We start from the raw sequence: 25,967 nt of genomic DNA, 5'->3' as shown, positions 1-25,967 counted from the left end.
CACAAAACCTCAGTTTTTCTCCGCCCGCTCGCGCAGCCCTTTCAGGGTATTGAACGGCGCATCGACCACAAACTTGTTGGCCACCATCGCCGGCACGCTACCACCTGGCTCGGTGTGCACCTGGTAGGTCACTTCAGTGCTGTCACCCTTGGGCACCAGCTTCCAGAAGCCGTCGACTTTTGCCACCCGAACAAAACCCTTCTCTTCCGGCAGGTAAGTCGGCTCTTCTTTCAGGTTACGGGTCAGGCTGCCATCCGCCTCCTTGACGGTCGTAATGTGCAGCACGGAATCACGCGGCGTCACCGGCCATGGCGTATTGAACTGGGTATAGGTCCAGCTCTGGTCACCTTCGTGCTTGAGCAGCTTCTGCGACTTGCATTCGTGAATCCAGGCACAAGCCCCGGACACGTCCTCCTGCAGCGCCTCGACCTTGGCCAGCGGCGCCTTGATCACGGTCACACCGCGATAGGCCTTGTACTTGGACCCGGCCACCTCACTGAGGGACACCTTGATGCCCTCCTCGTCCTTGGCCACTTGCCAGTTTTCAGCCCAGGCCACAGGCGACAGCAGAACACCCACACCACACAGCAGTGCAATACGCTTGAACGATCTCATCATGTTTATCCTTGTTGTCGAAGATCCAGCCTGTCACGCCGCCGTCATCTGCTCCCACCAGCCAAGAATCCTGATTGCCTCGTCACGATCACTGCCGCACACCTCGACATCTGCCTTGAAACCACCGCACACCGCCGGCCGCTCAGGCTTGCCGAACAGGTCGCAAAGGTTGGCCGCAGTCAGGTGCAGGCAGCGCTCACCCGCCGGCTTGCCATTGGGCATTCGCGGCATCGCAGAAGTGATGGACGGGGCGATGCAGCAGGCACCACAGCCCTCACGGCATTGCATGGCTATTCACCAAAATCAGGACTCCCTGGAACAAAACGGGACGAACGTCCCTGGATAGTAACCGCTCAAACAGTCGTTTGAAATTGCTGGCACGATGAAATCTGCTGTGACCTGGCAGTCAGTTCCCGCCTATTGGCGATACTCGAAATCGATGGCAGCTCCTTCCACGTCATGACGGCTGTCATTGCGCAGTTGCAGCTGCATTTCGTTGTTGATCAGCCGGCCATTGAGCTGATACGGACTGTCATTGGTCTCTGGCTTTTCTGTGAACATGGGCGGCAACAAAGGTTTGCGCCGCTGGATTGGCGAAGGCGTGCCCACATTCGGCTCAAGGTTGTCGACCATCTCGACTGGCAGGCTGAGGTCCAGATTTGTCATGGGCAAGGGCTTGGCAACGGCTTTGCTGACCGGCTTGTGTGCAGTCTTGGCAGTCGCCTTTTTTGGCACGTGCTTACCCTGAGCTGTTTGAGCCTGGTTTGCCGGTTGCGCAGCCAAGGCAGGGACGACCGGGCAGCAGAACGTCAGAAGGCACACGATCAGGACAAAGCAGCGCGAAGCGTTCATGGCAAATGGACAGACTGGCAGGAAAAATGCCTATGCTCCCTGTTCCACAGGCGGCTTGCAAGCCTTACAACAGCGTGACCGCAGTCTCCCTGCACAACTGCTGCGCCAGCAAACCGAGCGTAATCACAGCCCGCTCGGCCTCTTTATTCCAAGGTATGCCGCAATTGAGTCGGACACAGTGGTTGAACTGCTCTGTGTTACTGAATATCAGTCCTGGTGCAATACTGATGCCCTGCTCCAGCGCGCGCACATGCAGCTCCTGGGTATTGACCCGACCGGGCAGGCTCACCCAGAGGATGAAGCCGCCTGTCGGCCGGGTCATCTGGGTACCCTCGGGGAAGTGCTGCTGCACTGCCAACTGATAGGCACTGAGGTTCTTGCGATACTCCTGGCGTATGTAGCGCAGATGCCGGTCGTAGCCGCCATTTTCCAGGTAGGCTGCCACGCCCATCTGCGTCACGCTACAGGCCGAGTGGGTGGTAAAAGTCTGCAGGCGCTGAATTTCGTCCTGGTAACGCCCGGCGATCATCCACCCCACCCGCACGCCAGGGGACAGGGTCTTGGAGAAGCTCGAACAGTAGATCACCCGGTCCAGCCGGTCGAACGCCTTCAGCGCCTTGGTCTTGCCTTGCTCGAACATCAGCTCACCGTAGATGTCATCCTCGATGATCTGGATATCGAAGTCCGAGGCCAGGCGCAGCAATTGCTTTTGCCGCTCTTCGGGAACGGTGCCGCCCAGCGGGTTGCTCAAGCGCGCAGTGAGCACCAGCGCCTTGATCGACCATTGGTTAGCCGCCAGTTGCAAGGCTTCGAGGCTGATACCGGTGGACGGGTCACTGGGGATTTCGATCACTTTCAAACCCAGCAGGTCAGCCAGCTGCAGCAAGCCGTAATAGGTCGGTGACTCGGCGGCGATCAGGTCACCTGGGCGGGTCAGCACCCGCAGCGACATCTGCAGGGCATCGACACACCCATGGGTCACGATCACTTCGCGCGGGTCGACCAGCACGCCGGCATCGCGCATGCGTATGGCGATCTGTCGGCGCAGCGGCTCGAAACCGGGGCTGAACATGTAGCTGAAGGCGCGCGGGCTATGGAAGCGCGTCACCTTGGCGATTTGCTGATGCAGGGCGCGCACTGGCAGGTAGTCGACATGCGGTACAGCAGCGCCAAACGGGAACACACCATCGCGGCGCGCCTCAGTCAGCACCTGCTGGATGATGCTGGCGCGCGTGACCAGGCCCGGGCGCTCCACCCGAGCGATGTCCGGGGTTTGCGCGGTCAAGGCAGGGGTCTGGTGCACGTAATAGCCAGACTGCGGCCGCGCCCGGATAAGCCCCTGGTCCTCGAGATTGGCATAGGCCTGCAACACCGTGGCATGGCTGACATTGAGCTGGGCGCTCATCTTGCGCACGGAGGGTACCCGCTCGCCTGGCTGGTAGACACCGCGACGGATATCATCGGCCAGTTGCTGGGCGATACGCTGGTACAGCAGCAGGTTGGTCATGTCGACATGCTCGTTGTTCTTGTACGGGTCACTGACGGTAGAGGATACCGTAACAGTTGCAAAGTGTACTGGGACAGATTGCAACGTAGTCGACAATACAACAGCGTGACCGCTATCGAAACGATTAATCCGACATAAAACGGGCCGCAAAGCGGCCCGTTTCGACAAGACTCAGCGCGCTGGCGCGAGCCGACCCTTGTCATCGGAGAATACGATCTCCACCCGACGGTTCTGCGCCCTGCCCCGCTCCGAAGCATTGGCCTCGATCGGGTACTGGTCGCCATAGCCTTCAACCTGCAGGCGCTTTTCGTCGATGCCCAGGTCCACAAGCATGTCGGCCACGGACTGCGCCCGGTCGCGCGACAGCTTGAGATTCTCCTCGCCCGCGCCAGTACTGTCGGTATAGCCCTCGATACGCACTACCCGGCGCGGGTTGAGCTGCAGGAACTGCACCAGCTTGAGCACAGTCCGGCTGGCCGAGTTCTTCAGGTCGGCACTGCCGGTATCGAACAGCACATCGCCCAAGGTCATCACCAAGCCACGGTCGGCCTGCTCCGAAGCCAACGCGGCAATCTGCGACTCGACCCACTTGCCCTGCTGCTGCACGCTGGCCAGTTTGGCCTCACGCAAGGCCAGTTGCAGGCGCTGGCGCTCCAGGTCGAGCTTGGCCTGGCGCTCCTGGTTCAGCGCCAGCTTGGCATGCTCGCGGGCAATCTCGCTGTAGCGCTGGCTGAGGTAAGCATAATGCCGCACATCGGAACCGGTGCCGATGTAACTGGACAGGCGCTCGGCGCGAGCCAGCGACTCACCCGCCCGAATCACGTCACGCGGCGCGCTGCGCAGCACATCGGAATCATCTTTGACCCCCTGGAAGGCGACGGTGGCCTCATCCAGCGCGGCACTGCTGCGCTGGCTGGCGCAACCTTGCAAACCTGCCGTCAGCGCCAGCAATGCCAGTGCAGCCAAAGGCGTACGACGGATCATGGCTGCACCTCCAGTTGCTTGCGCAAGCGCTTGACCCGCGACTGCAGCACCTGCAGCTGCTCTTCGCTCTTCTGGTTCAGCACCTGGGCCTCGGCCAGGCGCGCATCCAGCTCGGCTTGCTCAGCGCGCATGCGCGCATCGCGGTAGTCCTGGGTAAGCATGTTGGACTTGGCGCGGGCCAACTTGTCTTCAGCCAGTTTCAGCGTTTCGACCTGCTCAGTGGCGCCGACGGCCTTGGCCTGGTCCAGTGCCTGTTCGGAAATGCGCATCTGCTCTTCAGGGGCCGGATCATTGGCGCAGCCAGCTAGGCCGAGCACGGCCAGGGCAAGGATTAGTGGTTGGGTTCTCACGCAATCTTCCTAGTGTTTGGGGGCGTCCGCCGGTACCTGCATCTGCGCTTTCCAGCGCTCGACATTTCGTTGCAGCACAGCTTCGGATGCACCAGAGATCGGCAATTCTGTCAGTTTTTTTGCCAATTGCCCACGCAACCAGCTGTCATTGCACGCCGAGTTGTGCGACAGCGCCAGGTACAGGCCCGGCCTGTCCACCGGCAAGCCGCGGGCTATCAGGTCATTGCTCATGCCCAGGCTCTGGGCCATGGCCATACCGGAGTAACGGCCAGCCAGCACATAGTCCACCTGGCCGAGTACCAGTTTCTGAAAGGCCTGGGTCAGGTTTTGCGCCGGCACCAGCTTGAGCTGGGCCTTGGCGAACGCAGTAAAGGCCGGGGTCAGGCGTGCACGCTCGGACAAACTGCCCTGGTATCTGGCCAGATCGGCCGGGCCATCAAAGGTCACCGCTGCATCATGGCGGGTCCACACCAGGTACTCATTGAGCTGCAACGGCGGATGGATGTAGTCCAGCGCGGTCAGTTGCTCCACCTGCAAGGGGGTGTCGAGCAGCAGGTCCATGCGCCCACTGCGCACCTCTTCCAGCGCCTGATCACGGCGACCGGCACTCAGCACCTCGACCTTCACACCCAGTTCGCCAGCCACCTGGCGCAACAGGTCGACGTTGGCGCCAATCAGGTGCCCGGGGTCTTTCGGGTCTTGCCACGAATAGGGCGGCGCATCTGGGCTACCGGTCGCCACCAGGCGCTCGCACTTGCCTGCGGCCATGGCCAGTGGTGACACCAACAGCGCCACACATGCCAGCACCCTGCCCGTTCCGCGCAACCTCATCCCTCACCCCTCAAGCCATAAAAAAACCCGACCCTCAAAACGAGGGCCGGGTTCTTTATAAGTGAAGCAGGCGGATCAGACCAGCTTTTCCAGCTCCGGAACCGCTTCGAACAGGTCAGCGACCAGGCCGTAGTCGGCCACCTGGAAGATCGGCGCTTCTTCGTCCTTGTTGATCGCCACGATCACTTTGGAGTCTTTCATGCCGGCCAGGTGCTGGATCGCGCCGGAGATACCGACGGCGATGTACAGCTGTGGCGCAACGATCTTGCCGGTCTGGCCGACCTGCATGTCGTTCGGCACGAAGCCTGCGTCGACTGCGGCGCGCGAAGCACCAACCGCAGCGCCGAGCTTGTCGGCCAGGCTGTACAGGTGTTTGAAGTTGTCACCGTTGCCCATGCCACGGCCGCCGGAAACGACGATCTTGGCTGCAGTCAGCTCTGGGCGGTCTGACTTGGCCAGCTCTTCGCCAACGAAAGCCGAAATACCGGCGTTGTGCGCAGCGCCAACAGCCTCGACGGCAGCCGAACCACCTTCGGCGGCCACGGCGTCGAAGCCGGTGGTACGCACGGTGATCACCTTGATGGCCGCGCTCGATTGCACGGTGGCAATGGCGTTACCCGCGTAGATCGGGCGCTTGAAGGTGTCGGCGGACTCGACCGAGATGATCTCGGAGATCTGGTCCACGTCCAGCAGCGCGGCAACGCGCGGCAGGATGTTCTTGCCATTGGTGGTAGCCGGGGCCAGCACGTGGCTGTAACCCTTGGCCAGCTCGACGATCAGCGGCGCGACGTTTTCCGGCAGGACGTGGGCGTAGGCGGCGTTATCAGCCACCAGCACCTTGGCAACGCCGGCGATCTTGGCAGCGGATTCGGCAACGCCACCGACGTTCTGGCCAGCGACCAGGACGTGCACATCACCACCGATCTTGGCGGCTGCAGCGACAGTGTTCAGGGTGGCCGGGGCTACGGCGCCGGCCTCGTATTCAGCGACAACCAGGATAGTCATTTAGATTACCTTCGCTTCGTTCTTCAGCTTCTCGACCAGTTCGGCCACCGATTTGACCTTGATGCCCGCGCTGCGGGCAGCCGGGGCTTCAACCTTCACGGTCTTGTTGGTGGAGGCGAGGGAAACGCCCAGTGCGTCTGGAGTAACAGTCTCCAGTGGCTTCTTCTTGGCCTTCATGATGTTCGGCAGCGACGCGTAGCGTGGCTCGTTCAGGCGCAGGTCGGTGGTGACGATCGCGGGCAGGTTCAGTGCAACGGTCTGCAGGCCGCCATCGATTTCACGGGTGACATTCAGCTTGTCGCCAGCGACTTCGACCTTGGACGCAAAGGTACCCTGGGCGAAGCCAGTCAGCGCGGCCAGCATCTGGCCGGTCTGGTTGTTGTCACTGTCGATGGCCTGCTTGCCGAGGATGACCAGCTGCGGCTGCTCCTTGTCGACAACGGCCTTCAGCGCCTTGGCCACGGCCAGGGAGTTCAGTTCGTCAGCGGCTTCTACCAGGATGGCACGGTCGGCCCCCAGGGCCAGGGCAGTACGCAGTTGCTCCTGAGCGGTGGTCGGGCCGACGGAAACCACGACGATCTCGGTCGCAACGCCTTTTTCCTTCAGGCGTACGGCTTCTTCCACGGCGATTTCGCAGAAGGGGTTCATGGACATCTTGACGTTAGCAAGGTCGACGCCGGAGTTGTCCGCTTTGACGCGAACCTTGACGTTGTAGTCGACCACTCGTTTGACAGCTACAAGAACCTTCATGGATTCCTCGTTACTCTCCGGTGAATAGATAGTCGCCTGGGGCAGAGCCCAGCGATGCGCGTGGGTACAAGGGCACCTCTAAAAACGTATCGGGAGGCAGCATCTTCACAGTGACCAAACAGTCTTGTTCGGACTCTTGCGACAAATCCTCACGGGTCATTTCCTGTCGTGGCGTGTAAACTCCACTACAAACCGGCCTAAGCCCGCAAAACCCTGCTCCACACCTGGTCTTTAGAGGTGTACCTGCGCCCGGCTGCAAGCCTACGGCGAACGTAAAACCGCTCGTATCTTGACCGTAACACCCATTCCGGTCAATACGGCAAATCGGTCACCCTCCAGCCGCGTTCCTGTGATTTTACTGGCCTGCGGCAAATTCAAACAAACGTTTGTATTGGACCCGCCAAGTGGTGTAGATATAATGCGCGGCCAAGACAAAACGGTGTAGTCCGTCATTTGCCCAGCTACAGTTCCGCCGTTGCGTAGAACCGCTGCGAATGCCCCGCACCCATAAGACAAAGCAACAGCACGAGCCTTGATCAGTAGGAGAGAACCAGTGGAACGCGAATACATGGAATTCGACGTGGTCATCGTCGGCGCCGGCCCGGCGGGCCTGTCCGCCGCCTGCCGCCTGAAGCAGAAGGCCGCCGAAGCCGGTAGCGAAATCAGCGTCTGCGTGGTGGAGAAAGGCTCTGAAGTCGGCGCCCACATCCTCTCTGGCGCAGTGTTCGAGCCCCGCGCCCTGAACGAGCTGTTCCCCGACTGGAAAGCGCTCGGCGCACCGCTGAACACCGAAGTGAAGCGCGACGACATCTACGTGCTCAAGGATGCCGGCAGCGCGACCAAGGTGCCTGACCTGTTCGTGCCCAAGACCATGCACAACCATGGCAACTACATCATCTCGCTGGGCAACCTGTGCCGCTGGCTGGCCCAGCAGGCCGAGAACCTCGGCGTTGAGATCTACCCGGGCTTCGCCGCCCAGGAAGCGCTGTTCGACGACAACGGCGTGGTCCGCGGCATCGTCACCGGCGACCTCGGTGTCGACCGTGAAGGCAACCCCAAGGATGGCCTGTACACCCCGGGCATGGAACTGCGCGCCAAGTACACCCTGTTCGCCGAAGGCTGCCGTGGCCACATCGGCAAGCAGCTGATCAAGCGCTTCAACCTCGACAGCGAGTCCGACGTCCAGCACTACGGCATCGGCCTGAAGGAAATCTGGGAAATCGACCCGGCCAAGCACGAACAGGGCCTGGTGGTGCACACCGCCGGCTGGCCGCTGGACGTGGTGGCCAAGGAAAACACCGGTGGCTCGTTCCTCTATCACCTGGAAAACAACCAGGTGGTGGTCGGCCTGATCGTCGACCTGTCCTATGCCAACCCCTACCTGTCGCCGTTCGACGAATTCCAGCGGCTCAAGCACCACCCGGTGATCAGCCAGTACCTCGAAGGCGGCAAGCGCATCAGCTACGGCGCCCGCGCCTTGGCCAAGGGCGGCATCAACTCGCTGCCGAAAATGGTCTTCAATGGTGGCGCGCTGATCGGTTGCGACCTGGGCACCATGAACGTGGCCAAGATCAAGGGCAGCCATACCGCGATGAAGTCCGGCATGCTCGCAGCCGAAGCAGTGGCCGACGCATTGATCGCCGGCAGCGAAGGCGGCGATCAATTGAACAGCTATGTCAGCGCCTTCAAGGCCAGCTGGCTGTACGAAGAACTGTTCGCCAGCCGCAACTTCGGCCCGGCCATGCACAAGTTCGGCCCGCTGCTGGGCGCGGCGTTCAACTATGTCGACCAGAACTGGTTCGGTGGCAAGCTGCCGTTCACCCTGCACGACACCAAGCCGGACTATGCCTGCCTCAAGCTGGCCGCCGATTCGAAAAAGATCGACTACCCGAAACCGGACGGCAAGCTCAGCTTCGACAAGCTCAGCTCGGTATTCCTCTCCAGCACCAACCACGAAGAGGAACAACCCTGCCACCTGAAGCTGACCGATCCGAGCGTACCGATCGCCAGCAACCTGCCGCTGTACGACGAGCCAGCCCAGCGCTACTGCCCGGCCGGCGTGTACGAGGTGGTCACCCAAGAAGACGGCAACAAGCGTTTCCAGATCAACGCGCAGAACTGCGTGCACTGCAAGACCTGCGACATCAAAGACCCGGCCCAGAACATCACCTGGGTCACCCCTGAAGGCGCTGGCGGGCCGAACTACCCGAACATGTAAGGCCCCTGCCCTTGCGGCAACAAAAAGCCCCCGGTCCTTATGGGCCGGGGGCTTTTTGTTGGCTATCCGCGCCTACAGACAGTGTCATTTGGAAACCCAAGCAAGGCCGGGCAACCGCCTCACGCAGTCCTGACTTCCTCAAAGAGCTCCGGGTGACGGTCGAGCAACTTGAACAATTTGATCAGCGCCACCGGCGGTTTGGTTTTGCCATTCTCATAACGTGAAAAAGCATTGACTCCTCCACCGAATATTTCCCCAGCCTCCCGCTGATCCAGATCAAATTTCTTGCGTACGGAAACGATGAAATCGGGATCAACGTCTAGAGCATTGACTTGGCGATTGAAGGCAGACATCAGATCGCTGACTCGCATAGCCTCGTCATGACTTAGCACTGCCTCACCACAGACAGAACAGTAATCGCCCGTCACATCAGGTATCAGGGTCGATTCCCCCTTATACCGGTAGGGCATGTCCTGAGTGTCTAGCGCGAGCTCGGCACCTCCGCAAATTGGGCATCTCATGTTCACAACTCCTTGAAAGACACGATGAGCGCGTCATCTACCACTGACAGTTTCAGGTACAGATATCCCTTTACCGTAAGCGGCCGATAGACATCTTGCCAAACGCGGTGGTCGGCATAACTGGTCATGCTTTTGTAGAAATCTCTGCGCTCCAGACCGGTGATGACCTCCAGCATGTCCGCATATTCCATTCCCAAGGCCTGAGCGCCTCGTAAGGAAGCGGTTGTAGGGCTGATGCGGCCAGCGCCCACCAGTGCTCTTACCCGCTCCAGCGGGCAATGAGGCGTTCTCTTTTCCATGAGAAATTAACCTTCCAGGTTAAATTTGGCTAATAGGTTATTCCAATAGCCCCCACCTGGAAGTCTGCCCCAGTGTCGCGCAGCCGTTACCGGCTCATTTGTCGCCGCACATGACCGGTATCGGCTCCGCCGCAAACACCAAAGGCTCACGACGCCCGAAATACAAGGCCGTCAGCAGCCCCACCGCGCCCATGATCAGACAAAACCCGACACACACCCACGGGCTCCACGGCATCAGCGCAATCAGTGCCAACGGCGTGGTACTGGCCCACAATGCGTAGGCCACGTTGTAGGTGAAGGAAATGCCCGATACGCGGATCTGCGCCGGGAACAGCCCCACCATCACCGAGGGCACCACCCCCACCACGCCGCAGCTCAACCCCGCCAGCGCATAGGCCAGCCAGGTCATGCCCCACTGCCCCACCAGGCTGGCGTACAACGCGCCGATACCCAGCGGCAGCAACAGGCTATACAGCATCAGCGCGCGCCAGGCACCCACACGGTCGACCAGCAGCCCGGCCAGCACGCAGCCAATGTTGAGGAAGACGATGCCCACGCTGCTCAGCGCGAAGGTGTGCCCGGCACTCATGCCGAAACGCTGCTGCATCACCGTCGGCGTGATCACCACCAGCACCACCACCGCCGAGGTCAGCACACAGGTCAGCAACGCGGCAGGGATCAACGCCCGGCGGTGCTCGCCCAGCACTCGCCGCAGCGGAAACGTCACAGGTTGCTCCTGGCGCGCGCGCAAGGCGAGGAACACCGGTGTTTCACTGAGCCAGCGGCGCAGCCACACACCAATCACACCGAACACCCCACCCAACAGGAACGGGTAGCGCCAGGCGTAATCGAGGATTTCCTGCGGAGTGAACAGTTGCGCCAGCAAGGTTGCGGTCAGCGCCCCCAGCAGGTAGCCGAAGGTCAGCCCGGCCTGCAGAAAGCCCAGGGCATAGCCGCGCCGCCCGTTTGGCGCGTGCTCGGCAACGAACGTCCAGGCGCTTGGCACTTCACCGCCTACGGCAGCACCCTGGAGGATGCGCAAGGCCAACAGGATCAGCGGGGCGGCATAGCCGATGTCGGCATAGGTCGGCATCACTCCGATCAGCAGGCACGGCAGGGCCATCATCAGGATGCTCAGGCTGAATACCCGCTTGCGCCCCAGATGGTCGGCGAAGTGCGCCATCAGGATGCCGCCCAGCGGCCGCGCCAGATAGCCGGTGACGAAGATCCCGAAGCTTTGCAGCAGGCGCAGCCATTCGGGCATCTCCGGCGGGAAGAACAGCTGGCTGAGGGTCAGCGCGAAGAACACGAAAATGATGAAGTCGTAGATTTCCAGCGCGCCGCCCAGCGCCGCCAGGCCCAGGGTCCGATGGTCGCCGCGGCTGAACCGGGGCGGGCGAGCGGTATCGATGGCAGTCATGGCAGGGTCCGCAGATCGGCAAAGGGCAAGAGCATAACAAATAGCTGCCCGATTGCCCCGCCGGCAGCACCGCTAGCGGCTGAACACCGTATGCGCGAAGTTGGCTCGCGGCCGTGGCCGCGCTGTACTGGCTGGCAGCGTGCCCGGCAGCGGTAGCTTGCCGACCACCACCGGGGCGTCGATGATTGCCATGAACGTCTCCAGCGCCTCGTTATCGGGCGCCTGAGGCAGGCTCAGGCTGACCGCCTGGCGCTCGGTCTGCGGCACTGCTGGCACTTTCAACTGGCTGGAATGGTAAAGCAGGGCATGCTGGATTTGTGTGCTGACGCGGCAGAAGCGTTCCAGATCTACGCCACAATGGCTGGCCAACTCGATATTGCCCAGCAACAGGTGAAAGGGCTGCAAGGCGCACTGCACCAGGCGCTGCAGTTCCTCGAAGCTATCCACGGGGGCTATCCGGTAATAGCCCAGGCCATTGAGCAACCGCTCCAGTTGCAGGCGCTGGCACGGGTGTGCATCGGCGATGAGGATGCGCAGGGTCTTGTTTGCCATGGTCGGACCTGGGCCATTAGGTAATGGGCACGCTCCATGACCATACTGCGCCGGTAACGGCTATTGCCAGGGCCATGCCTGGCAGCGGTCTTCTTTGATAGAAGTCGGGAAAGCCGCATAAATCAAGTGATTGACTGACGGAATTTGCATTTGCCTTTAACCTGGCAATCAGGATTCCCATTGCCGCATGCGCACCCGGCAGTGCTTCATGGCATTGACGATGTGCTTTTCCACCAGGCTGCGCGAGATGCCCAGCCGATCGGCGATCTGCTGGTGCGACAGGCCGTCGAGCTTGCGCAGCAAGAAGCACTCGCGGCAGACCTTGCTCAGCTCATCCAGGGCACGCCGCATCAGCGCCAGGCGCTGGTCCTGCTGCATGTCGTGGGCCGGCGCCGGAGTATGCCAGCGCTCGTCGCTATCCAGCACCTCCAGCGGCTCGGTCTGGCGCACCAGGTGGCGGCGGTGGCGGTCGACCACCAGGTTTAGCGCGGTGCGGTAGAGGAAGGCACGCGGGTGATCGATGCGCTCGGTGTCGGTGCGCTCCAGTACCCGCAGGTATGCATCGTGGGCAACGTCTTCCGCCGCTTGGCGACTGCCAAGGCGTGCGGAAAGGAAGCTCACCAGTTCACGATAATAATGTTCCACGACGGTACCTGGCGCCACCCTGCCTGGACGGCGGCAGAGGCGCGGGAGTGTGTGATATCAGCTTGCAATCTTACAAATTATAATTATTCTCAGCAACACACAGCCTCCCCCCTCCAGTGGGGGTAAATCCCGCCCACTCGTCTTCGTCTAACTGGGACCTCCCTGCGCGCCTCGATTGGCTGCGTATGGCCAACATCCATGGCTGGAAGTCCGCATGAGACGCTTACCCAATACTCGCCGCCGCATCCTCTTCGGTGGCCTGGGCCTGATTGGCCTGGGCAGCCTGCTGGCCTGGAAGACCCTGCCCTTGGACAATCATCCGGTCAACACCGTGGCCGTGACCCGCGCCGATATAGAAAGCAGCGTCACCGCCCTCGGCACGCTGCAACCACGCCGCTATGTGGACGTCGGCGCCCAGGCCTCCGGGCAGATCCGTCGCCTGCATGTAGAAGCGGGCGACCAGGTCCGCCAAGGCCAGTTGCTGGTGGAAATCGACCCTTCCACCCAGCAGGCCAGGCTTGATGCCGGCCGATACTCGATCGAAAACCTCAAGGCCCAGTTGGCCGAGCAGCGTGCCCAGTACCGCCTGGCCCAGCAACAACTCAAGCGCCAGCGCGACCTGGCCGATGCCGGTGCCACCCGCGAGGAAGACCTGCAAATCGCCGATGCCCAGCTCAAGGTGACCCAGGCCCGCATCGACATGTACCAGGCGCAGATCCTCCAGGCCCAGGCCAGCCTGCGCAGCGACCAGGCAGAGCTGGGCTACACCCGCATCTATGCGCCCATGGACGGCACTGTGGTGGCGGTGGATGCCCGCGAAGGCCAAACGCTCAACGCCCAGCAGCAAACACCGCTGATCTTGCGCATCGCCAAACTCTCGCCGATGACCGTCTGGGCACAGGTGTCCGAAGCCGACATCGGCAAGGTCAGACCCGGCATGACCGCCTACTTCACCACCCTGGCCGGCGGCAAGCGCCGCTGGACCAGCACTGTGCGCCAAATCCTGCCGATCCCGCCCAGGCCGCTGGATCAGACCAGTCAGGGCGGTGGCAGCCCCGCCAGCGTCACCGCCGGCACAACTGGCGCCCAAGTGGTGCAATACACCGTGCTGCTCGATGTGGAAAACCCGGATGGGGCCCTGATGGCCGAAATGACCACCCAGGTATTCTTCGTCGCCGGCCAGGCCAGCCAAGTGCTCACGGCGCCGCTGGCAGCCCTGGATGATGCCGAAGACGAAGGCCTGCGCCTGGCCCAGGTGTTCACCCGTGACGGCAAGATTGAACAGCGCAAGGTGCGCACCGGCCTGAGCGACCGCCTGCGTGTACAGATACTCGATGGCCTCGCCGAAGGCGAGCAACTGGTCATCGGCGCCCCAGCCGCCAGCGGAGGTTGAATGACAGCGCCCCTGATTGAACTCACTGACATCCGCAAGCACTACGGCGGCATCGATTCGCCGAAGGTGGAAGTGCTGCGCGGCATCAGCCTGAGCATCCACCCTGGCGAGTTCGTCGCCATCGTCGGCGCCTCCGGCTCGGGCAAGTCGACCCTGATGAACATCCTTGGCTGCCTCGATCGCCCCACCAGCGGTAGTTTTCGCTTCGCTGGCAAGGACGTTGCCGAACTGGACAGCGACGAACTGGCTTGGCTGCGGCGCGAAGCCTTTGGTTTCGTATTCCAGGGCTACCACCTGATCCCCTCCGGCTCGGCCCAGGAAAACGTCGAAATGCCAGCCATCTATGCCGGCACCCCGGCCGCCGAGCGCCATGCCCGCGCCGCAGCCCTGCTCGAACGCCTCGGCCTGGCCAGCCGCACGGGCAACCGGCCGCACCAGTTGTCTGGCGGCCAGCAACAGCGGGTGTCGATCGCCCGAGCCCTGATGAACGGCGGCCACATCATCCTCGCCGACGAACCCACCGGCGCCCTGGACAGCCACAGCGGCGCCGAAGTCATGGCCCTGCTCGGCGAGCTGGCCAGCCAGGGCCATGTGATCATCCTCATCACCCACGACCGTGAAGTAGCGGCCCGGGCGCGACGGGTGATCGAGATCCGCGACGGCCTGATGATCAGCGACTCGGCGGCCGACCAGCCCCCCGACGAAACGCATCCAGGCCTGCAGGCCGACGACCTGCGCCAGCGACTGGACCGCGGCGCCACCTTGCGCGGGGCCTGGAAGGGCGAATTGCTCGAAGCCCTGCAAGCGGCCTGGCGGGTCATGTGGATCAACCGCTTCCGCACCGCCCTGACCCTGCTCGGCATCGTCATCGGCGTGGCCTCGGTGGTAGTGATGCTGGCTGTCGGCGAAGGCAGCAAGCGCCAGGTCATGGCGCAGATGGCGGCGTTCGGCTCGAACATCCTCTACCTCAGTGGCCGCCACGCCACGCTGCGCGAACCGGCCGGCATCGTCACGCTGGACGATGTCGCCGCCATCGCCCAGTTACCCCAGGTCCAGCGCATCATGCCGGTGATCGGCGACCAGTTGACCGTGCGCCACGGCAACAACAACCAGCAGTTCTACGTCGGCGGCAATAACACCCAGTTCTCCGAGATCCTCAACTGGCCAGTCGTCGAAGGCAACTTCTTCACCGAAGCTGACGAACAGGCTGCCGCCGCCGTCGCGGTGATCGGCCAGAAGGTCCGGGACAAGCTCATGGAGCCTGGCAGCGATCCGCTGGGCCAGTACCTGCTGATCGGCAACGTGCCCTTCCAAGTGGTCGGCCTGCTCGCCGGCAAAGGTGCCAGCTCCGGCGACCAGGACAGCGACGAGCGCATCGTGGTGCCCTACTCCGCCGCGTCCGTGCGCCTGTTCGGCAAGCAAGACCCGGAATACGTGATCATCGCAGCTGCCGATTCGAGCCGGGTTAGTGAGACCGAGCGGGCAATCGCCCACCTGATGCGCCAGCGCCATCAAGGCAAGCAGGACTTCGAACTGACCAACGACGCCGCACTGATCCAGGCCGAAGCGCGCACCCAGAACAGCCTGTCGCTGATGCTCGGTGCCATCGCCGCGATTTCCCTGCTGGTCGGCGGTATCGGCGTGATGAACATCATGCTCATGACCGTGCGCGAACGTACCCGCGAGATTGGCATCCGCATGGCCACCGGCGCCCGTCAGCGCGATATCCTGCGTCAGTTCCTCAGCGAGGCGGTGATGCTGTCAATGGTCGGCGGGGTGACGGGTATCGTGCTGGCACTGTGCATCGGTGGCGGCCTGATGCTCGCCGGCATCGCCGTGGCATTCGCCCTACCCGCCATTCTCGGCGCCTTCACCTGCGCCGTCATCACCGGCGTGGTGTTCGGTTTCATGCCGGCCCGCAAGGCTGCTCGCCTCGATCCGGTCAAAGCCCTTACCAGCGTATAGCCCATGACATTGCCAAGCCGCATCAGCCTGTTGACCCTCAGCCTGGCCCTGGCCGCCTGCAGCACACCGCCCGCCCCCGAGGCCGGTATTGCCGCGCCGCCAACCTGGCAATCCCGTGCCGACGCTCCCAGCCAGACCCTGCCGGATGCCCATTGGTGGCAAGCCTTCGCCAGCCGCGAGCTGGACCGTCTGATCGAACGCGCCCGGCACAACAGCCACGACCTGGCCGCCGCCGCGGCACGGGTGCGCCAGGCCCAAGCCCAAGCCGTGATCGCCGGCGCTCCGCTGCTGCCGGAACTGACGTTCGGCCTGGACGGCAGCCGCCAGCGCCTGTTGCGCGGCGACGGCAACGACCAACTCGACGCCAGCAGCAGCGAGCGCACCAGTACCTCACTCGGCACACGCTTGAGCGCCAGCTACGAGGTCGATTTCTGGGGCGGCATCCGCGCCGCCCGCGACAGCGCCCTGCATGGCCTGGACGCCAGCCGCTTCGATCGCCAGACGGTGGAGCTGACCCTGACCAGCGCCGTCGCCGATAGCTACCTACAGGGCCTGGCCCTGGAGGAACAGCTGCGTATCGCTCGCCTCAACCTCAAAAACGCCCGGGACGTGCTGGGCCTGGTCGAGGCACGCCAGCGTTCTGGCTCGGCCACGCGACTGGAGCTGGCGCAGCAACGCAGCCTGGTGGCGGCACAAGAGCGCCAGGTGCCCCTGCTGGAGCAGCAATGGCAGGACAACCGGGTCACCCTCGCCACCTTGCTCGGTGATCCGGTGCAGGCATTGCCGGACACCAACGAATCGATCGGCGCCCTGCGCTGGCCGGCGATCGGCAGCGGCGTGCCCAGCGACCTGCTCGGCCGGCGCCCCGACATTGCCGCTGCCGAGGCCCGACTGGCCGCCGCCAGCGCCAACGTACAAGTGGCGAGGGCCGCCATGTTGCCCAAGCTGACCCTGGGAGCGGACCTGGGCAGCGGTGCACGGACCTTCGGCGATATTCTCGACAGCCCCTTCTATACCCTGACTGCCGGCATTGTCGCACCCATCTTCAACAACGGCCGCCTGCGCGCCGAACGCGAACTGGCCAGTGCCGAACAGGAAGAGCTGCTGCACGACTATCGCGCCGCAATCCTGGCAGGCTTCGCCGACGTGGAAAAAGCGCTCAATGCGATCCATGGCGTAGACCGCCAGCAGCAGTGGCAGGACCAGGAGGTACAGGAAGCCCGCACCGCCTTCGACCTTGCGCAGCAGCGCTACAGCGCCGGCGCCGAGACGTTGCTGACCGTGCTGGAAACCCAGCGCACGCTGTATGTCGCCCAGGACCAACAGGCGCAACTGCACCTGGCTCGGCTGCAGGGCAGCGTAGCGTTGTACAAGGCATTGGGAGGTGGCTGGCAGGTCGAGCGCTGATGCCTGTCAGATAGCGTCAAGGGGCTGGGTGATCTCCCACAGGTAATTACGGGATTCCTGTGGGAGATCACCCAGCCCTTCCGGGCTGCGCTGTCGCGCAGCAAACATGAGGTGTACGGCTTCAGATCCGCAGCGACGCTGACATTTTGAAAAAGAAAAGGCGGTTGGCCCGGTAGGGCCAGCCGCCTTTTGCTTTGTTAGGGTTCGTGTGCGCGGGACAGAGATCGTAGCCAGCACTGGTGTGTGTCCGCACACCCGCGTGGGAGAGTGATCCGCACGGTATCGGCGTGAAGTCCCTGTAGGCATTAGCTGATTCAGCTGTGACCACGTATGAGAGAGTGAACCCTTTCGCCACCGTGTGCCCCGCGCGCCCTTTATCCTGCGAGGATTCATCATGGCGCGCAAGCCTTCCAAGCAACGCTTTACCGTCGTCCATCCCGATTGCGCGGCGATCGATGTCGGTGGTCGAGAGCATTTCGTGGCGGTCGATCCCCGGCACGAAAATCCCGTCCAGTCGTTCACGTCCTTTACTGACGACCTGCTCAAGATGGCTAACTGGCTTGAAAGCCTGGGGATCAAGGTCGTTGCCATGGAATCCACGGGAGTTTATTGGATTCCAATTTACGAGATTCTCAGCGAGCGCGGTTTTGAGGTTTATCTCGTCAATGCCAGAGCAACTCGACAAATCACGGGCCGTAAATCAGATGTGCTGGATTGCCAGTGGATTTGGCAGCTGATGACTCATGGACTGCTCAGAGGCGCATTCCGCCCCGATGATCTGACCTGCTGCGTCCGGTCATTGGTCAGGCAGCGTGCTTCCAAAGTGAAAGACCAGGCGCAGACGCTGAACCGGATGCAAAAGGCCATGAGCCAAATGAACATCCAGCTGGCCAATGTCATCAGTGATATTTCCGGCGTAACTGGCATGAAGATTTTGCGAGCCATCTGCGCAGGTGAACGGGACCCATCGCAATTGGCTGAACTAACCGACCGCCGCATCAAGGCAGGCAAGGAGGCTGTCGCTCGGAGTCTTCATGGCAATTGGCGGCGCGAGCATTTGCATGCGCTAACTCAGGAATTGGCTGCCTATGACTTCCTGGAGCAGCAAATTGCTGATTGTGACGACGCCATAAAATCCGCGCTAGAGCAGTTGCCGGTGCTGCAAAACAAGCCAGAGCCATCCAATAAGCCTTTACGGAGCCCACACCGAAACGGTGCCCAACAGACTGAATTGCATCAGACATTGTGGAAAGTTCTTGGCGTGGACCTAACCGCAATTCCAACCATTGGGGTGGACACTGCATTAGTGCTGGGAGGGGAGATCGGTACAGATCTATCACGATTCCCGTCCTCACAGCACTTCTGCTCTTGGTTGGGACTGGCTCCCCCTACCCGAATTTCCGGCGGTCATCGACTGGCAGGTGGCGGGCCCAAAATAGTCAATCGAGCAGCTCAAGCACTCAAGCAGGCTGCATCCAATGCCCGTAACGACAAGGGTTTCATTGGCGCATCGCACCGAGCCAGACTGACTCGAATGGATACCAGCTGCGCCATCAAAGCCACTGCGCATCAGTTGGCACGTCTGGTGTACAACCTGTTAACCAAGAAGCAGGCTTATGTTGAACAAGGTCTTGAGGAGTTCGAAGCCAGAAGCCAAGACCGGCAGGTCCGGGCTTTGCTTCGCAAAGCCCGGAAACTGGGGTATCAACTGGTGGCCGCCTGAGTGCTTAGAAAACAATGGGTTGCATTTTGTTTGATGAGAGCTGGCTTGCCGGCGATGGGCCGCAAAGCGGCCCAAGATTACCTAACACTGGCATTAGGCTAAACCCGCACGGTGTCAGCGCCGCGCCAGTTTCAGGTTGCGGGCATACCAGGGCCGCTGCGGCACCTTCGGCCGCAAGCTGGCAAACAGGTCGTCATCAGCGAAGATGATACGCAGCGCCAGCTTCATGGTCTCTGGGTCCATCTCCACACTGCGGCCCGGCCGCAGCCCCGGCACAGTCGAACAGCCATGGGTATCCGGCCCCAGCCATGGGTCGGCTACCTCTACCCAACGCCCCGGCGCGAACCACGGTACACCGTTGACCTCGGTGCGCCGCACCTGGCCGGGATGCGCGCGCTCATGGGCGCGGAACCAATCTTCGATACGGTCATCGATCCAACCATGGAAGCGCCAGAACACCGGGTTGACATGGGACGAGAACGGGTCGCCGAGAAAGTCGTTTTCCGCTTCGAACCAGCGTGCGGCAAAGTCCTCCGGCTGGCGCGCGAACGGCACCGGCAAGCCGCTGGACGGGTCGCGCGGCACCGAGGCCCAGCGCATGTGCAACCAATCGTGAAGGCCCAACTCCATCTGCGAACCGAACTGCCCTAGGGTGAGGGTGCTCAGGTAATGCGGGTCGGTGTACCTCGACTCCCAGACCTGGAAGTTACCGTGGAAGGTATCCGGCGTCTTGATATCGCGCACCCACTGGGTATAGGCGGCATCGTCCGAAGCCAGCCAGGTGGGTGGCAAGGCCGTACCGTCATGGTTGTCGAAATAGCTGGCGAAGCCGACGCGGTCGCGTTCGAGCTCTGGCTGCGGGAGTGGGAAACGCGCCCATGACGGCAGGTCCTGGATGGCCCGAGCGGCACGCAGCATGTGTCGGTGCATGAAGAAAAAGTCCTCGCCCGAGCCATTGCGATCCTTGTGCCGGCCACGGGCGTCACGCTCCTGGTCGCGCGGCCCAGGCTGCCAACCCAAGCCGCGTAGGGCCGCCTGCTTGTCCTTGTCGAGGTTGTGCCACTTGTCACGCGAGGCATGCCACAACTGGTGGAACAGACGGTGCTCCGGCGCAATCAGCCAGGCCAGCAAGGCCGAGGACAAAGGCGTGCGCTCGCGTGCCTCGGGGAAACTGCGCTTGAGCGCAAGAAATTTGTTGTCCTGCACGGGTAGGGTCAACGAACGCCCCAGCGCCGCGATGCGCCCATTCAGGGTGGCCTGCCCGGCATTACCGAACCCACCCCAGACTTCGTCGAGCACCACCGTGCACTGGTAGCCCGCCTGGTCTTCCCCCGGCCAGGTAGGAAACAGCCGCCAACGCAAGGCCCTGTTCGTATCCACCAGCAGGTCACCAAGCACTCGGTAACGTGGCTCCTCGGAGCCACGCAGGCGCTCAGGCGTGTCCAGGTAACCACGCAGGCCGCGGCCACTTGGGGCAACATCGAGAAACATTTCCAACTCACCCTCAGGCAGGCCGGGCAGCCCGGCATCTTCCCCTTGCAGGGTAAAACGCCAGATACCGCGCAAGGTGTCGCCCAATTGCTGCAGCGCCGCGTCGGCCAGTTCCACCACCGCCTCGCCGGGGGTTTCCGGAAACTGCTCGTCAAACCGCTGGCGTTGCACGTGCTGCGCATACATCGCGCCGGGCACCGCCACGCCTGCCAATGCCACACCGGCGATGAACCCGCGTCGAGAAATCGTCATTGCAACTACCTGAGCATTCATTGCGGCCGTGGAGCACGGCCCGTCCAAGGCTAAAACGTTGCGCCATCGGCGAAATTTAGCGCCAGGCGTGACTCCGCCTGGTTCGAAGCTGGCGATAAATTTGCCCGGCCGTCGCTCGTTCACCTGATACCCAAGCCCTGCCCAAGCAGCACGCTTCATGTCGGCAGGCCGCCCCGATCAATCGTGCAACGAGATGGCAATGACCAAGACCCGTTCCCGCAAGGCCCTGTACATCGGCCTACCCCTGGCCCTGGTGGCCGCCCTGGGGGGTGCCGCCGGCTATTTCTTCTGGCAACAGCAGCACGCCGGCTACCCGCTGAAAATCGTGCAACAGGCCAACGACCTGCACGAGCACATGCTGTCGTTCGACAGCCATGTCACCGTGCCCCTCGAACTGGGCAGTGCCGGCCACGAAATCGACAAGGACGGCCCGGGCCAGTTCGACCTGGTCAAGGCCAACCGTGGTCGCCTGTCCGGTGCGGCGCTGACCATCTTCGGCTGGCCGGAAATCTGGAACGGCCCAAACGCCCCGCACCGCCCTACCCCCGGCTTCGTCGATGCCGCCCGGCAGGAACAGGAAGCTCGCTACAAGATCATCAGCGGGATGGTCCGGGACTTTCCCAACCAGGTCGGCATCGCCTACACCCCCGATGACTTCCGCCGGCTCAATGGCGAAGGCAAGTTCGCCATCTTCATCAGCATGCTCAACGCCTACCCACTGGGCCACGACCTGTCGCAGCTGGACTTGTGGGCTGCGCGCGGCATGCGCATGTTCGGCTTCAGCTACACAGGCAACAACGACTGGGCCGATTCCTCGCGCCCACTGCCGTTCTTCAACGACACCGCCGATGCCCTCGGTGGCCTGTCGCCGCTGGGTAAGCAGGCGGTCAAGCGCCTCAACGATCTGGGCGTGATCATCGACGTATCGCAGATGTCCACCCTGGCGCTTGAAGATGTCGCCCGCCTTACCCGCGCACCAATGGTCGCCTCGCACTCCGCGCCCCGGGCGCTGGTAGACATCCCTCGCAACCTCTCCGACAAGGAGATGCAGTTGATCAAGGACAGCGGCGGTGTCATCCAGGTGGTCGGCTTCGGCCAGTACCTCAAGCCCCTGAGCAAGCCGGTGATGGAAAAACTCGACGCCCTGCGCGCGCGCTTCGACCTGCAACCCCTGCAGGGCCTGGCCAACGCCCTGATGCCGGGCGATGCGGTGATCGCCATCTGGCCCGAAGCGCGTTTCGGCGAATACGCAAGCGCGCTGTACAGCACTCTGGAAGAAGAACCCAAGGCTACTCTCGCGCAGTACGTCGACGCCATCGACTATACGGTGAAGAAAGTCGGCATCGACCATGTCGGCATCAGCTCGGATTTCAACGACGGCGGCGGCCTGGACGGTTGGAACAACGTCGGCGAAATCCGCAACGTCACCGCCGAGCTGCTGACCCGAGGCTACAGCGAAACGGACATCGCGAAACTCTGGGCAGGCAACTTCCTGCGCGCCTGGGAGCAAGTGCAGAAAGCCGCCCACCCCGTCGCCAACCGTTGAGTCGAGCCTGTCTTCCATGAGCAACCGTCGCACCTTTCTCAAGCAGGCTGGCCTGCTGGCCGCCAGCCTGCCGCTGCTGCCCCAGGCCCTGGCCGATAGCCCCGACAAGCCGCTGAGCGGCGCCGACAAATGGCGCAACCTGCGTGAGCTGTTCCCCCTCGCCCCCAACGTGGCGCACTTCGCCAACTTCCTGGTCACCGCCCACCCACGCCCGGTGCAGGCCGCCATCGACCGCCACCGCGCCGACCTCGACCGCAACCCCGCCGCGCTGATGGACTGGGAAAGCCAGTACGAATGGCAGCGCGAGGATGAAGTACGCGAGTGGGCCGCACGCTACCTGGAGGTCGGCCCGCGCCAGATCGCCCTGACCGGCAGCACCACCGAAGGCCTGGCGATGATCTATGGCGGCCTCAAAGTCGGCGCCGGGCAGGAGATCCTGATTACCGAGCACGAACACTATTCCGCACAGAAGGCGCTGGAGTTCCGCAACCAGCGCCAGGGCACCGCGGTGCGCCAGATCCGCCTGTTCGACGACCCATGGACGGTCTCCACCGACCAGGTGCTGAGCATCCTCGACAAGGCCATCAAGCCCAACACCCGGGTGCTGGGCATGACCTGGGTGCACTCTGGCAGCGGCGTCAAGCTGCCGGTGGGCGAGATCGGTGAACTGGTGCGCCGACACAACCGCGAGCGCAGCGAAGCCGAGCGCATCCTGTATGTGGTCGACGGCGTGCATGGCTTCGGCGTGGAGAACGCCCGCTTCGCCGACTTCAACTGCGACTACTTCATCGCCGGTACCCACAAGTGGATGTTCGGCCCGCGCGGCACCGGGATCATCTGCGCCGCCTCCACCGGCATGCAGCACCTGGTGCCCAGCGTCGCCACCTTCTCCCGCGATGAGGACTTCGCCACCATCATGACCCCGGGCGGCTACCACGCCTTCGAGCACCGCTGGGCCGCCGGCGAAGCGTTCAAGCTGCACCTGCAGTTGGGCAAGGCCGAGGTGCAGCAGCGCATCCACCAGCTCAACAGCCTGCTCAAACAGCGCCTGCTCGAGCACCGCCAGATCCAGCTGGTGACCCCGCGCAGCGAACAGTTCTCCGCCGGTTTCACCTTCTTCCGCATCAAGGATCGTGATGCCGACGCCGTCGCCGCGCACCTCACCACCAACAAGGTGATGTGCGACGCCGTATATCGCGACGTCGGCCCGGTGATCCGCCTGGCGCCAAGCCTGCTCAACGACGAGCAGCAGATAGACCGGGCCATGTCCCTCATTACCCAGCAACTTTGAACAAGGCATCTTCCATGAGCGCACCTCTGCACCGCCTCACCCTGGCCGCCGTGCTGGCCGCCTGCAGCCTGCCGGCCCTGGCCGCGCAGCCGTCGGACAAGCCCGGCACGGTGTTCCGCGACTGCGACAAGACCTGCCCGGAAATGGTCGTGCTGCCCGCCGGCACCTTCACCATGGGCACCCCGCCCGACGAGATGGGCCGCCAGGACGACGAAGGTCCGCAGCATCCGGTGACCTTCGCCAAACCGTTCGCCATCAGCCGTTTCCAGATCACCGCCGGTGAATGGGCCGACTACCAGAAGGCCACCGGCATCGTCATCGCCGACGGCGACGATCGTCCCGGACGGCGCTGCACCAACAGCAAGCCCAGCTACCAGCAAGGCCCTCGCCAGCCGGCGGTGTGCATGAGCTACGAAGACATCGAGCACTATGTGGCCTGGCTGTCGAAGAAGACCGGCAAGCACTACGCCATGGTCAGCGAAGCCCAGCGCGAATACGCCGCACGCGGCGGCAGCACCGGCATGTTCCCGTTCGAGCCGGACGCCAATCTCGAGATCAGCAAGAACGCCAACGTCTACGGCCCCAAGGACGGCTTCAGCTACAGCTCACCGGTGGGCAGTTTCCCGGCCAATGCCTTCGGCGTGTACGACATGCACGGCAACGTCTACGAGTGGGTTGCCGACTGTTACCACGACAGCTATGTCGGCGCGCCGGCCGACGGCAGCGCCAGGAAGGAAGCCGACTGCCGGCAGATCTCGATCCGCGGCAACGACTGGGGCGAGGCGCCGATCTTCTCGCGCTCGGGCAACCGCAACACCACAGTGCGCGACGACCGTGGCGACTGGATCGGATTCCGCGTGGTCCGCGAGCTGTAAAGCGCCCGGCGGCGGTAAATTCTCCGCCAGCAGGCTCGTTCCTATCGGTGTACTTGCGCAGGACACGGGGCGCCCTTCAGCGGCGCCCCACTCGACCATCCAAGGAACCGCAACCATGAGCCAGACCTCTTCCCCCGAAAAAATCCACGACCTCATCGGCGTCGGCTTCGGCCCTTCCAACCTGGCCCTGGCCATCGCCCTGGAAGAGCTCGCCGAGACCAACGGCCACGCCCTCGACGCCCTGTTCATCGACAAGCAGACCGACTACCGCTGGCACGGCAACACCCTGGCCACCCAGAGTGAGCTACAGATCTCCTTCCTCAAGGACCTGGTTTCGCTGCGCAACCCTACCAGCCTCTACAGCTTCGTGAACTACCTGCACCAGAAGCAGCGCCTGGCCGACTTCATCAACCTGGGCACCTTCTACCCCTGCCGCCTGGAGTACAACGACTACCTGCGCTGGGCCGCCGAGCACTTCGCCACCCAGGCGGTGTACGGCGAGGAAGTGCTGCGCATCGAACCTGAGCTACGCGAGGGCAAGGTCGACCACCTGCGCATCGTCTCCCGCGACCCGCAGGGCCGTGAAACCCAGCGCCGTGCCCGCTCGGTGGTGGTAGGCAGCGGCGGCACGCCGAAGATCCCCGACGCCTTCCGCGCCTTCAAGAACGACCCGCGGGTATTCCACCACTCCCAGTACCTGAGCGCACTGCAGCAGCTGCCTTGCAACGAAGGCAAGCCGATGCGCATCGCCGTGGTCGGCTCCGGGCAGAGCGCCGCCGAGGCCTTCATCGATCTCAATGACAGCTATCCATCGGTCAAGGTCGACATGATCCTGCGCGCCTCGGCCCTCAAACCGGCCGACGACAGCCCGTTCGTCAACGAGATCTTCGCCCCCGAGTACACCGACCTGGTGTTCAACCAGCCCCACGCCGAGCGCGAGAAGCTAGTCAGCGAATACCACAACACCAACTACTCGGTAGTCGACGTCGACCTGCTCGAGCGCATCTACGGCATCCTTTACCGCCAGAAGGTCGCCCATCAGCACCGCCACGCCGTACTGTGCCGCCGCACCATCGAAGATGTGGTGGAAACTGCCGCAGGCATCGAGCTGACCTTGCGCGACCTGGCCACCGATGTGCGCCAGACCCACCGCTACGACGCGGTGATCCTCGCCACCGGCTACGAACGCCGCTCGCACCGCGAATTGCTGGCGCCACTGCAGCAGCACCTGAAGGACTTCGAGGTGGACCGCGACTACCGCGCGCTGGCCAACCCTGAGTTCGGCGCCAACGTCTACCTGCAAGGGTTCTGCGAAGCCTCCCACGGCCTGAGCGACACGCTGCTGTCGGTATTGCCGGCACGCGCGGCGGAGATCGGCCAGTCGCTCTACCAACACCTGGGCAAGCAGGCCAGCAACGCGCCGGCCAGCCTGCGCCAGACCTGCGCCTGAGGAC

Annotated in this window: 24 protein-coding genes; 9 read left to right on the top strand and 15 right to left on the bottom strand. The window is 62.9% G+C overall.

The features are described 5' to 3' along the window. Nucleotides 1-9: 9 nt before the first annotated feature. The 9 genes from ACI7M0_RS08595 to ACI7M0_RS08555 form a co-directional block, all read right to left on the bottom strand. Nucleotides 10-615, bottom strand: a complete 606-nt coding sequence (locus ACI7M0_RS08595) for an START domain-containing protein (protein ID WP_043195569.1) — start codon at nucleotides 613-615, stop codon at nucleotides 10-12. A gap of 33 nt (nucleotides 616-648) precedes the next feature. After that, the gene (locus ACI7M0_RS08590) at nucleotides 649-903 is read right to left on the bottom strand and encodes a YkgJ family cysteine cluster protein (RefSeq protein WP_019437847.1); all 255 of its coding nucleotides are present in this window, start codon (nucleotides 901-903) and stop codon (nucleotides 649-651) included. 129 nt (nucleotides 904-1,032) lie between these two features. Then, nucleotides 1,033-1,467, bottom strand: coding sequence for a hypothetical protein (locus ACI7M0_RS08585; protein ID WP_129933750.1), 435 nt, complete (start codon nucleotides 1,465-1,467; stop codon nucleotides 1,033-1,035). 64 nt (nucleotides 1,468-1,531) lie between these two features. Continuing rightward, nucleotides 1,532-2,974 (bottom strand): PLP-dependent aminotransferase family protein, encoded by a 1,443-nt coding sequence (locus ACI7M0_RS08580; protein WP_003254223.1) that lies wholly within the window; start codon nucleotides 2,972-2,974, stop codon nucleotides 1,532-1,534. Between the two features lie 171 nt (nucleotides 2,975-3,145). Further along, complete coding sequence (locus tag ACI7M0_RS08575) at nucleotides 3,146-3,958, bottom strand: OmpA family protein (protein ID WP_010954955.1); 813 nt, start codon at nucleotides 3,956-3,958, stop codon at nucleotides 3,146-3,148. After that, nucleotides 3,955-4,308 (bottom strand): DUF4398 domain-containing protein, encoded by a 354-nt coding sequence (locus ACI7M0_RS08570; protein WP_010954956.1) that lies wholly within the window; start codon nucleotides 4,306-4,308, stop codon nucleotides 3,955-3,957. Before ACI7M0_RS08570 ends, ACI7M0_RS08575 begins: the two co-directional genes overlap by 4 nt. Nucleotides 4,309-4,317: 9 nt before the next feature. Further along, nucleotides 4,318-5,139, bottom strand: coding sequence for an ABC transporter substrate-binding protein (locus ACI7M0_RS08565; protein WP_104961117.1), 822 nt, complete (start codon nucleotides 5,137-5,139; stop codon nucleotides 4,318-4,320). 75 nt (nucleotides 5,140-5,214) lie between these two features. Continuing rightward, nucleotides 5,215-6,144 carry an electron transfer flavoprotein subunit alpha/FixB family protein gene (locus tag ACI7M0_RS08560; protein WP_010954958.1) on the bottom strand — a complete coding sequence of 310 codons (930 nt, stop codon included), beginning with the start codon at nucleotides 6,142-6,144 and terminating at the stop codon, nucleotides 5,215-5,217. Next, a complete protein-coding gene (locus ACI7M0_RS08555) occupies nucleotides 6,145-6,894 on the bottom strand; it encodes an electron transfer flavoprotein subunit beta/FixA family protein (protein ID WP_003254232.1) in 750 nt (249 codons plus the stop codon). A gap of 553 nt (nucleotides 6,895-7,447) precedes the next feature. On the opposite strand from ACI7M0_RS08555, the gene ACI7M0_RS08550 reads away from it, so the two are divergent. Continuing rightward, nucleotides 7,448-9,112, top strand: a complete 1,665-nt coding sequence (locus tag ACI7M0_RS08550; protein WP_003254233.1) for an electron transfer flavoprotein-ubiquinone oxidoreductase — start codon at nucleotides 7,448-7,450, stop codon at nucleotides 9,110-9,112. A 119-nt stretch (nucleotides 9,113-9,231) separates the two neighbouring features. Here the strand turns inward: ACI7M0_RS08550 and ACI7M0_RS08545 are convergent, their stop codons facing one another. From ACI7M0_RS08545 to ACI7M0_RS08525, 5 genes are all read right to left on the bottom strand, one after another. Continuing rightward, entirely contained in the window at nucleotides 9,232-9,633 is a 402-nt protein-coding gene (locus ACI7M0_RS08545) for a type II toxin-antitoxin system MqsA family antitoxin (protein WP_019437852.1), read from the bottom strand. Between the two features lie 2 nt (nucleotides 9,634-9,635). After that, nucleotides 9,636-9,932, bottom strand: coding sequence for a type II toxin-antitoxin system MqsR family toxin (locus tag ACI7M0_RS08540; RefSeq protein ID WP_023389615.1), 297 nt, complete (start codon nucleotides 9,930-9,932; stop codon nucleotides 9,636-9,638). A 94-nt stretch (nucleotides 9,933-10,026) separates the two neighbouring features. Continuing rightward, nucleotides 10,027-11,352 (bottom strand): MFS transporter, encoded by a 1,326-nt coding sequence (locus tag ACI7M0_RS08535; protein WP_104961116.1) that lies wholly within the window; start codon nucleotides 11,350-11,352, stop codon nucleotides 10,027-10,029. Between the two features lie 72 nt (nucleotides 11,353-11,424). Continuing rightward, nucleotides 11,425-11,904: a histidine kinase gene (locus ACI7M0_RS08530; protein WP_129933751.1), complete on the bottom strand. Its 480-nt coding sequence runs from the start codon at nucleotides 11,902-11,904 to the stop codon at nucleotides 11,425-11,427. A 168-nt stretch (nucleotides 11,905-12,072) separates the two neighbouring features. Continuing rightward, the gene (locus ACI7M0_RS08525) at nucleotides 12,073-12,549 is read right to left on the bottom strand and encodes a sigma-70 family RNA polymerase sigma factor (RefSeq protein ID WP_129933752.1); all 477 of its coding nucleotides are present in this window, start codon (nucleotides 12,547-12,549) and stop codon (nucleotides 12,073-12,075) included. 214 nt (nucleotides 12,550-12,763) lie between these two features. On the opposite strand from ACI7M0_RS08525, the gene ACI7M0_RS08520 reads away from it, so the two are divergent. The 4 genes from ACI7M0_RS08520 to ACI7M0_RS08505 all read left to right on the top strand — a co-directional run bounded on the left by ACI7M0_RS08520 (nucleotide 12,764) and on the right by ACI7M0_RS08505 (nucleotide 19,037). After that, a complete protein-coding gene (locus tag ACI7M0_RS08520; RefSeq protein ID WP_129933753.1) occupies nucleotides 12,764-13,942 on the top strand; it encodes an efflux RND transporter periplasmic adaptor subunit in 1,179 nt (392 codons plus the stop codon). Then, on the top strand, nucleotides 13,943-15,907 hold the full coding sequence (locus ACI7M0_RS08515; RefSeq protein ID WP_129933754.1) for a MacB family efflux pump subunit: 1,965 nt from the start codon (nucleotides 13,943-13,945) through the stop codon (nucleotides 15,905-15,907). A gap of 3 nt (nucleotides 15,908-15,910) precedes the next feature. Then, nucleotides 15,911-17,314, top strand: a complete 1,404-nt coding sequence (locus ACI7M0_RS08510) for an efflux transporter outer membrane subunit (protein WP_129933755.1) — start codon at nucleotides 15,911-15,913, stop codon at nucleotides 17,312-17,314. Between the two features lie 394 nt (nucleotides 17,315-17,708). Continuing rightward, complete coding sequence (locus ACI7M0_RS08505) at nucleotides 17,709-19,037, top strand: IS110-like element ISPpu9 family transposase (protein WP_129934048.1); 1,329 nt, start codon at nucleotides 17,709-17,711, stop codon at nucleotides 19,035-19,037. Nucleotides 19,038-19,151: 114 nt separating this feature from the next. Here the strand turns inward: ACI7M0_RS08505 and ACI7M0_RS08500 are convergent, their stop codons facing one another. Beyond that, the gene (locus tag ACI7M0_RS08500) at nucleotides 19,152-20,780 is read right to left on the bottom strand and encodes a twin-arginine translocation signal domain-containing protein (RefSeq protein ID WP_129933960.1); all 1,629 of its coding nucleotides are present in this window, start codon (nucleotides 20,778-20,780) and stop codon (nucleotides 19,152-19,154) included. Nucleotides 20,781-21,000: 220 nt separating this feature from the next. On the opposite strand from ACI7M0_RS08500, the gene pvdM reads away from it, so the two are divergent. The 4 genes from pvdM (at nucleotide 21,001) to ACI7M0_RS08480 (ending at nucleotide 25,963) form a co-directional block, all read left to right on the top strand. Further along, on the top strand, nucleotides 21,001-22,347 hold the full coding sequence (pvdM, locus tag ACI7M0_RS08495; RefSeq protein WP_129933961.1) for a pyoverdine-tailoring dipeptidase-like protein PvdM: 1,347 nt from the start codon (nucleotides 21,001-21,003) through the stop codon (nucleotides 22,345-22,347). A 16-nt stretch (nucleotides 22,348-22,363) separates the two neighbouring features. Next, a complete protein-coding gene (locus tag ACI7M0_RS08490; protein ID WP_129933962.1) occupies nucleotides 22,364-23,638 on the top strand; it encodes an aminotransferase class V-fold PLP-dependent enzyme in 1,275 nt (424 codons plus the stop codon). 14 nt (nucleotides 23,639-23,652) lie between these two features. Further along, nucleotides 23,653-24,513: a formylglycine-generating enzyme family protein gene (locus ACI7M0_RS08485; RefSeq protein WP_051101450.1), complete on the top strand. Its 861-nt coding sequence runs from the start codon at nucleotides 23,653-23,655 to the stop codon at nucleotides 24,511-24,513. Between the two features lie 115 nt (nucleotides 24,514-24,628). After that, entirely contained in the window at nucleotides 24,629-25,963 is a 1,335-nt protein-coding gene (locus tag ACI7M0_RS08480; protein ID WP_104961111.1) for a lysine N(6)-hydroxylase/L-ornithine N(5)-oxygenase family protein, read from the top strand. Nucleotides 25,964-25,967 lie beyond the last annotated feature (4 nt).

It is taken from the genome of Pseudomonas sp. 10(2024) (assembly GCF_045164175.1).
Taxonomy (GTDB): Bacteria; Pseudomonadota; Gammaproteobacteria; order Pseudomonadales; family Pseudomonadaceae; genus Aquipseudomonas; species Aquipseudomonas alloputida.
Note: the sequence above shows the minus strand (reverse complement) of the source record. Positions and strands in the feature narration are given on the sequence as shown.

Excerpts from the sequence above, each read along its gene's own strand:
- ACI7M0_RS08595 (WP_043195569.1), bottom strand. The coding sequence starts at position 615 with ATGAGATCGTTCAAGCGTATTGCACTGCTGTGTGGTGTGGGTGTTCTG.
- ACI7M0_RS08485 (WP_051101450.1), top strand. The coding sequence starts at position 23,653 with ATGAGCGCACCTCTGCACCGCCTCACCCTGGCCGCCGTGCTGGCCGCC.
- ACI7M0_RS08585 (WP_129933750.1), bottom strand. The coding sequence starts at position 1,467 with ATGAACGCTTCGCGCTGCTTTGTCCTGATCGTGTGCCTTCTGACGTTC.
- pvdM (WP_129933961.1), top strand. The coding sequence starts at position 21,001 with ATGACCAAGACCCGTTCCCGCAAGGCCCTGTACATCGGCCTACCCCTG.
- ACI7M0_RS08560 (WP_010954958.1), bottom strand. The coding sequence starts at position 6,144 with ATGACTATCCTGGTTGTCGCTGAATACGAGGCCGGCGCCGTAGCCCCG.
- ACI7M0_RS08505 (WP_129934048.1), top strand. The coding sequence starts at position 17,709 with ATGGCGCGCAAGCCTTCCAAGCAACGCTTTACCGTCGTCCATCCCGAT.
- ACI7M0_RS08535 (WP_104961116.1), bottom strand. The coding sequence starts at position 11,352 with ATGACTGCCATCGATACCGCTCGCCCGCCCCGGTTCAGCCGCGGCGAC.
- ACI7M0_RS08500 (WP_129933960.1), bottom strand. The coding sequence starts at position 20,780 with ATGACGATTTCTCGACGCGGGTTCATCGCCGGTGTGGCATTGGCAGGC.
- ACI7M0_RS08545 (WP_019437852.1), bottom strand. The coding sequence starts at position 9,633 with ATGAGATGCCCAATTTGCGGAGGTGCCGAGCTCGCGCTAGACACTCAG.
- ACI7M0_RS08520 (WP_129933753.1), top strand. The coding sequence starts at position 12,764 with ATGAGACGCTTACCCAATACTCGCCGCCGCATCCTCTTCGGTGGCCTG.
- ACI7M0_RS08580 (WP_003254223.1), bottom strand. The coding sequence starts at position 2,974 with ATGACCAACCTGCTGCTGTACCAGCGTATCGCCCAGCAACTGGCCGAT.
- ACI7M0_RS08510 (WP_129933755.1), top strand. The coding sequence starts at position 15,911 with ATGACATTGCCAAGCCGCATCAGCCTGTTGACCCTCAGCCTGGCCCTG.
- ACI7M0_RS08540 (WP_023389615.1), bottom strand. The coding sequence starts at position 9,932 with ATGGAAAAGAGAACGCCTCATTGCCCGCTGGAGCGGGTAAGAGCACTG.
- ACI7M0_RS08530 (WP_129933751.1), bottom strand. The coding sequence starts at position 11,904 with ATGGCAAACAAGACCCTGCGCATCCTCATCGCCGATGCACACCCGTGC.
- ACI7M0_RS08565 (WP_104961117.1), bottom strand. The coding sequence starts at position 5,139 with ATGAGGTTGCGCGGAACGGGCAGGGTGCTGGCATGTGTGGCGCTGTTG.
- ACI7M0_RS08490 (WP_129933962.1), top strand. The coding sequence starts at position 22,364 with ATGAGCAACCGTCGCACCTTTCTCAAGCAGGCTGGCCTGCTGGCCGCC.
- ACI7M0_RS08590 (WP_019437847.1), bottom strand. The coding sequence starts at position 903 with ATGCAATGCCGTGAGGGCTGTGGTGCCTGCTGCATCGCCCCGTCCATC.
- ACI7M0_RS08480 (WP_104961111.1), top strand. The coding sequence starts at position 24,629 with ATGAGCCAGACCTCTTCCCCCGAAAAAATCCACGACCTCATCGGCGTC.
- ACI7M0_RS08575 (WP_010954955.1), bottom strand. The coding sequence starts at position 3,958 with ATGATCCGTCGTACGCCTTTGGCTGCACTGGCATTGCTGGCGCTGACG.
- ACI7M0_RS08555 (WP_003254232.1), bottom strand. The coding sequence starts at position 6,894 with ATGAAGGTTCTTGTAGCTGTCAAACGAGTGGTCGACTACAACGTCAAG.
- ACI7M0_RS08515 (WP_129933754.1), top strand. The coding sequence starts at position 13,943 with ATGACAGCGCCCCTGATTGAACTCACTGACATCCGCAAGCACTACGGC.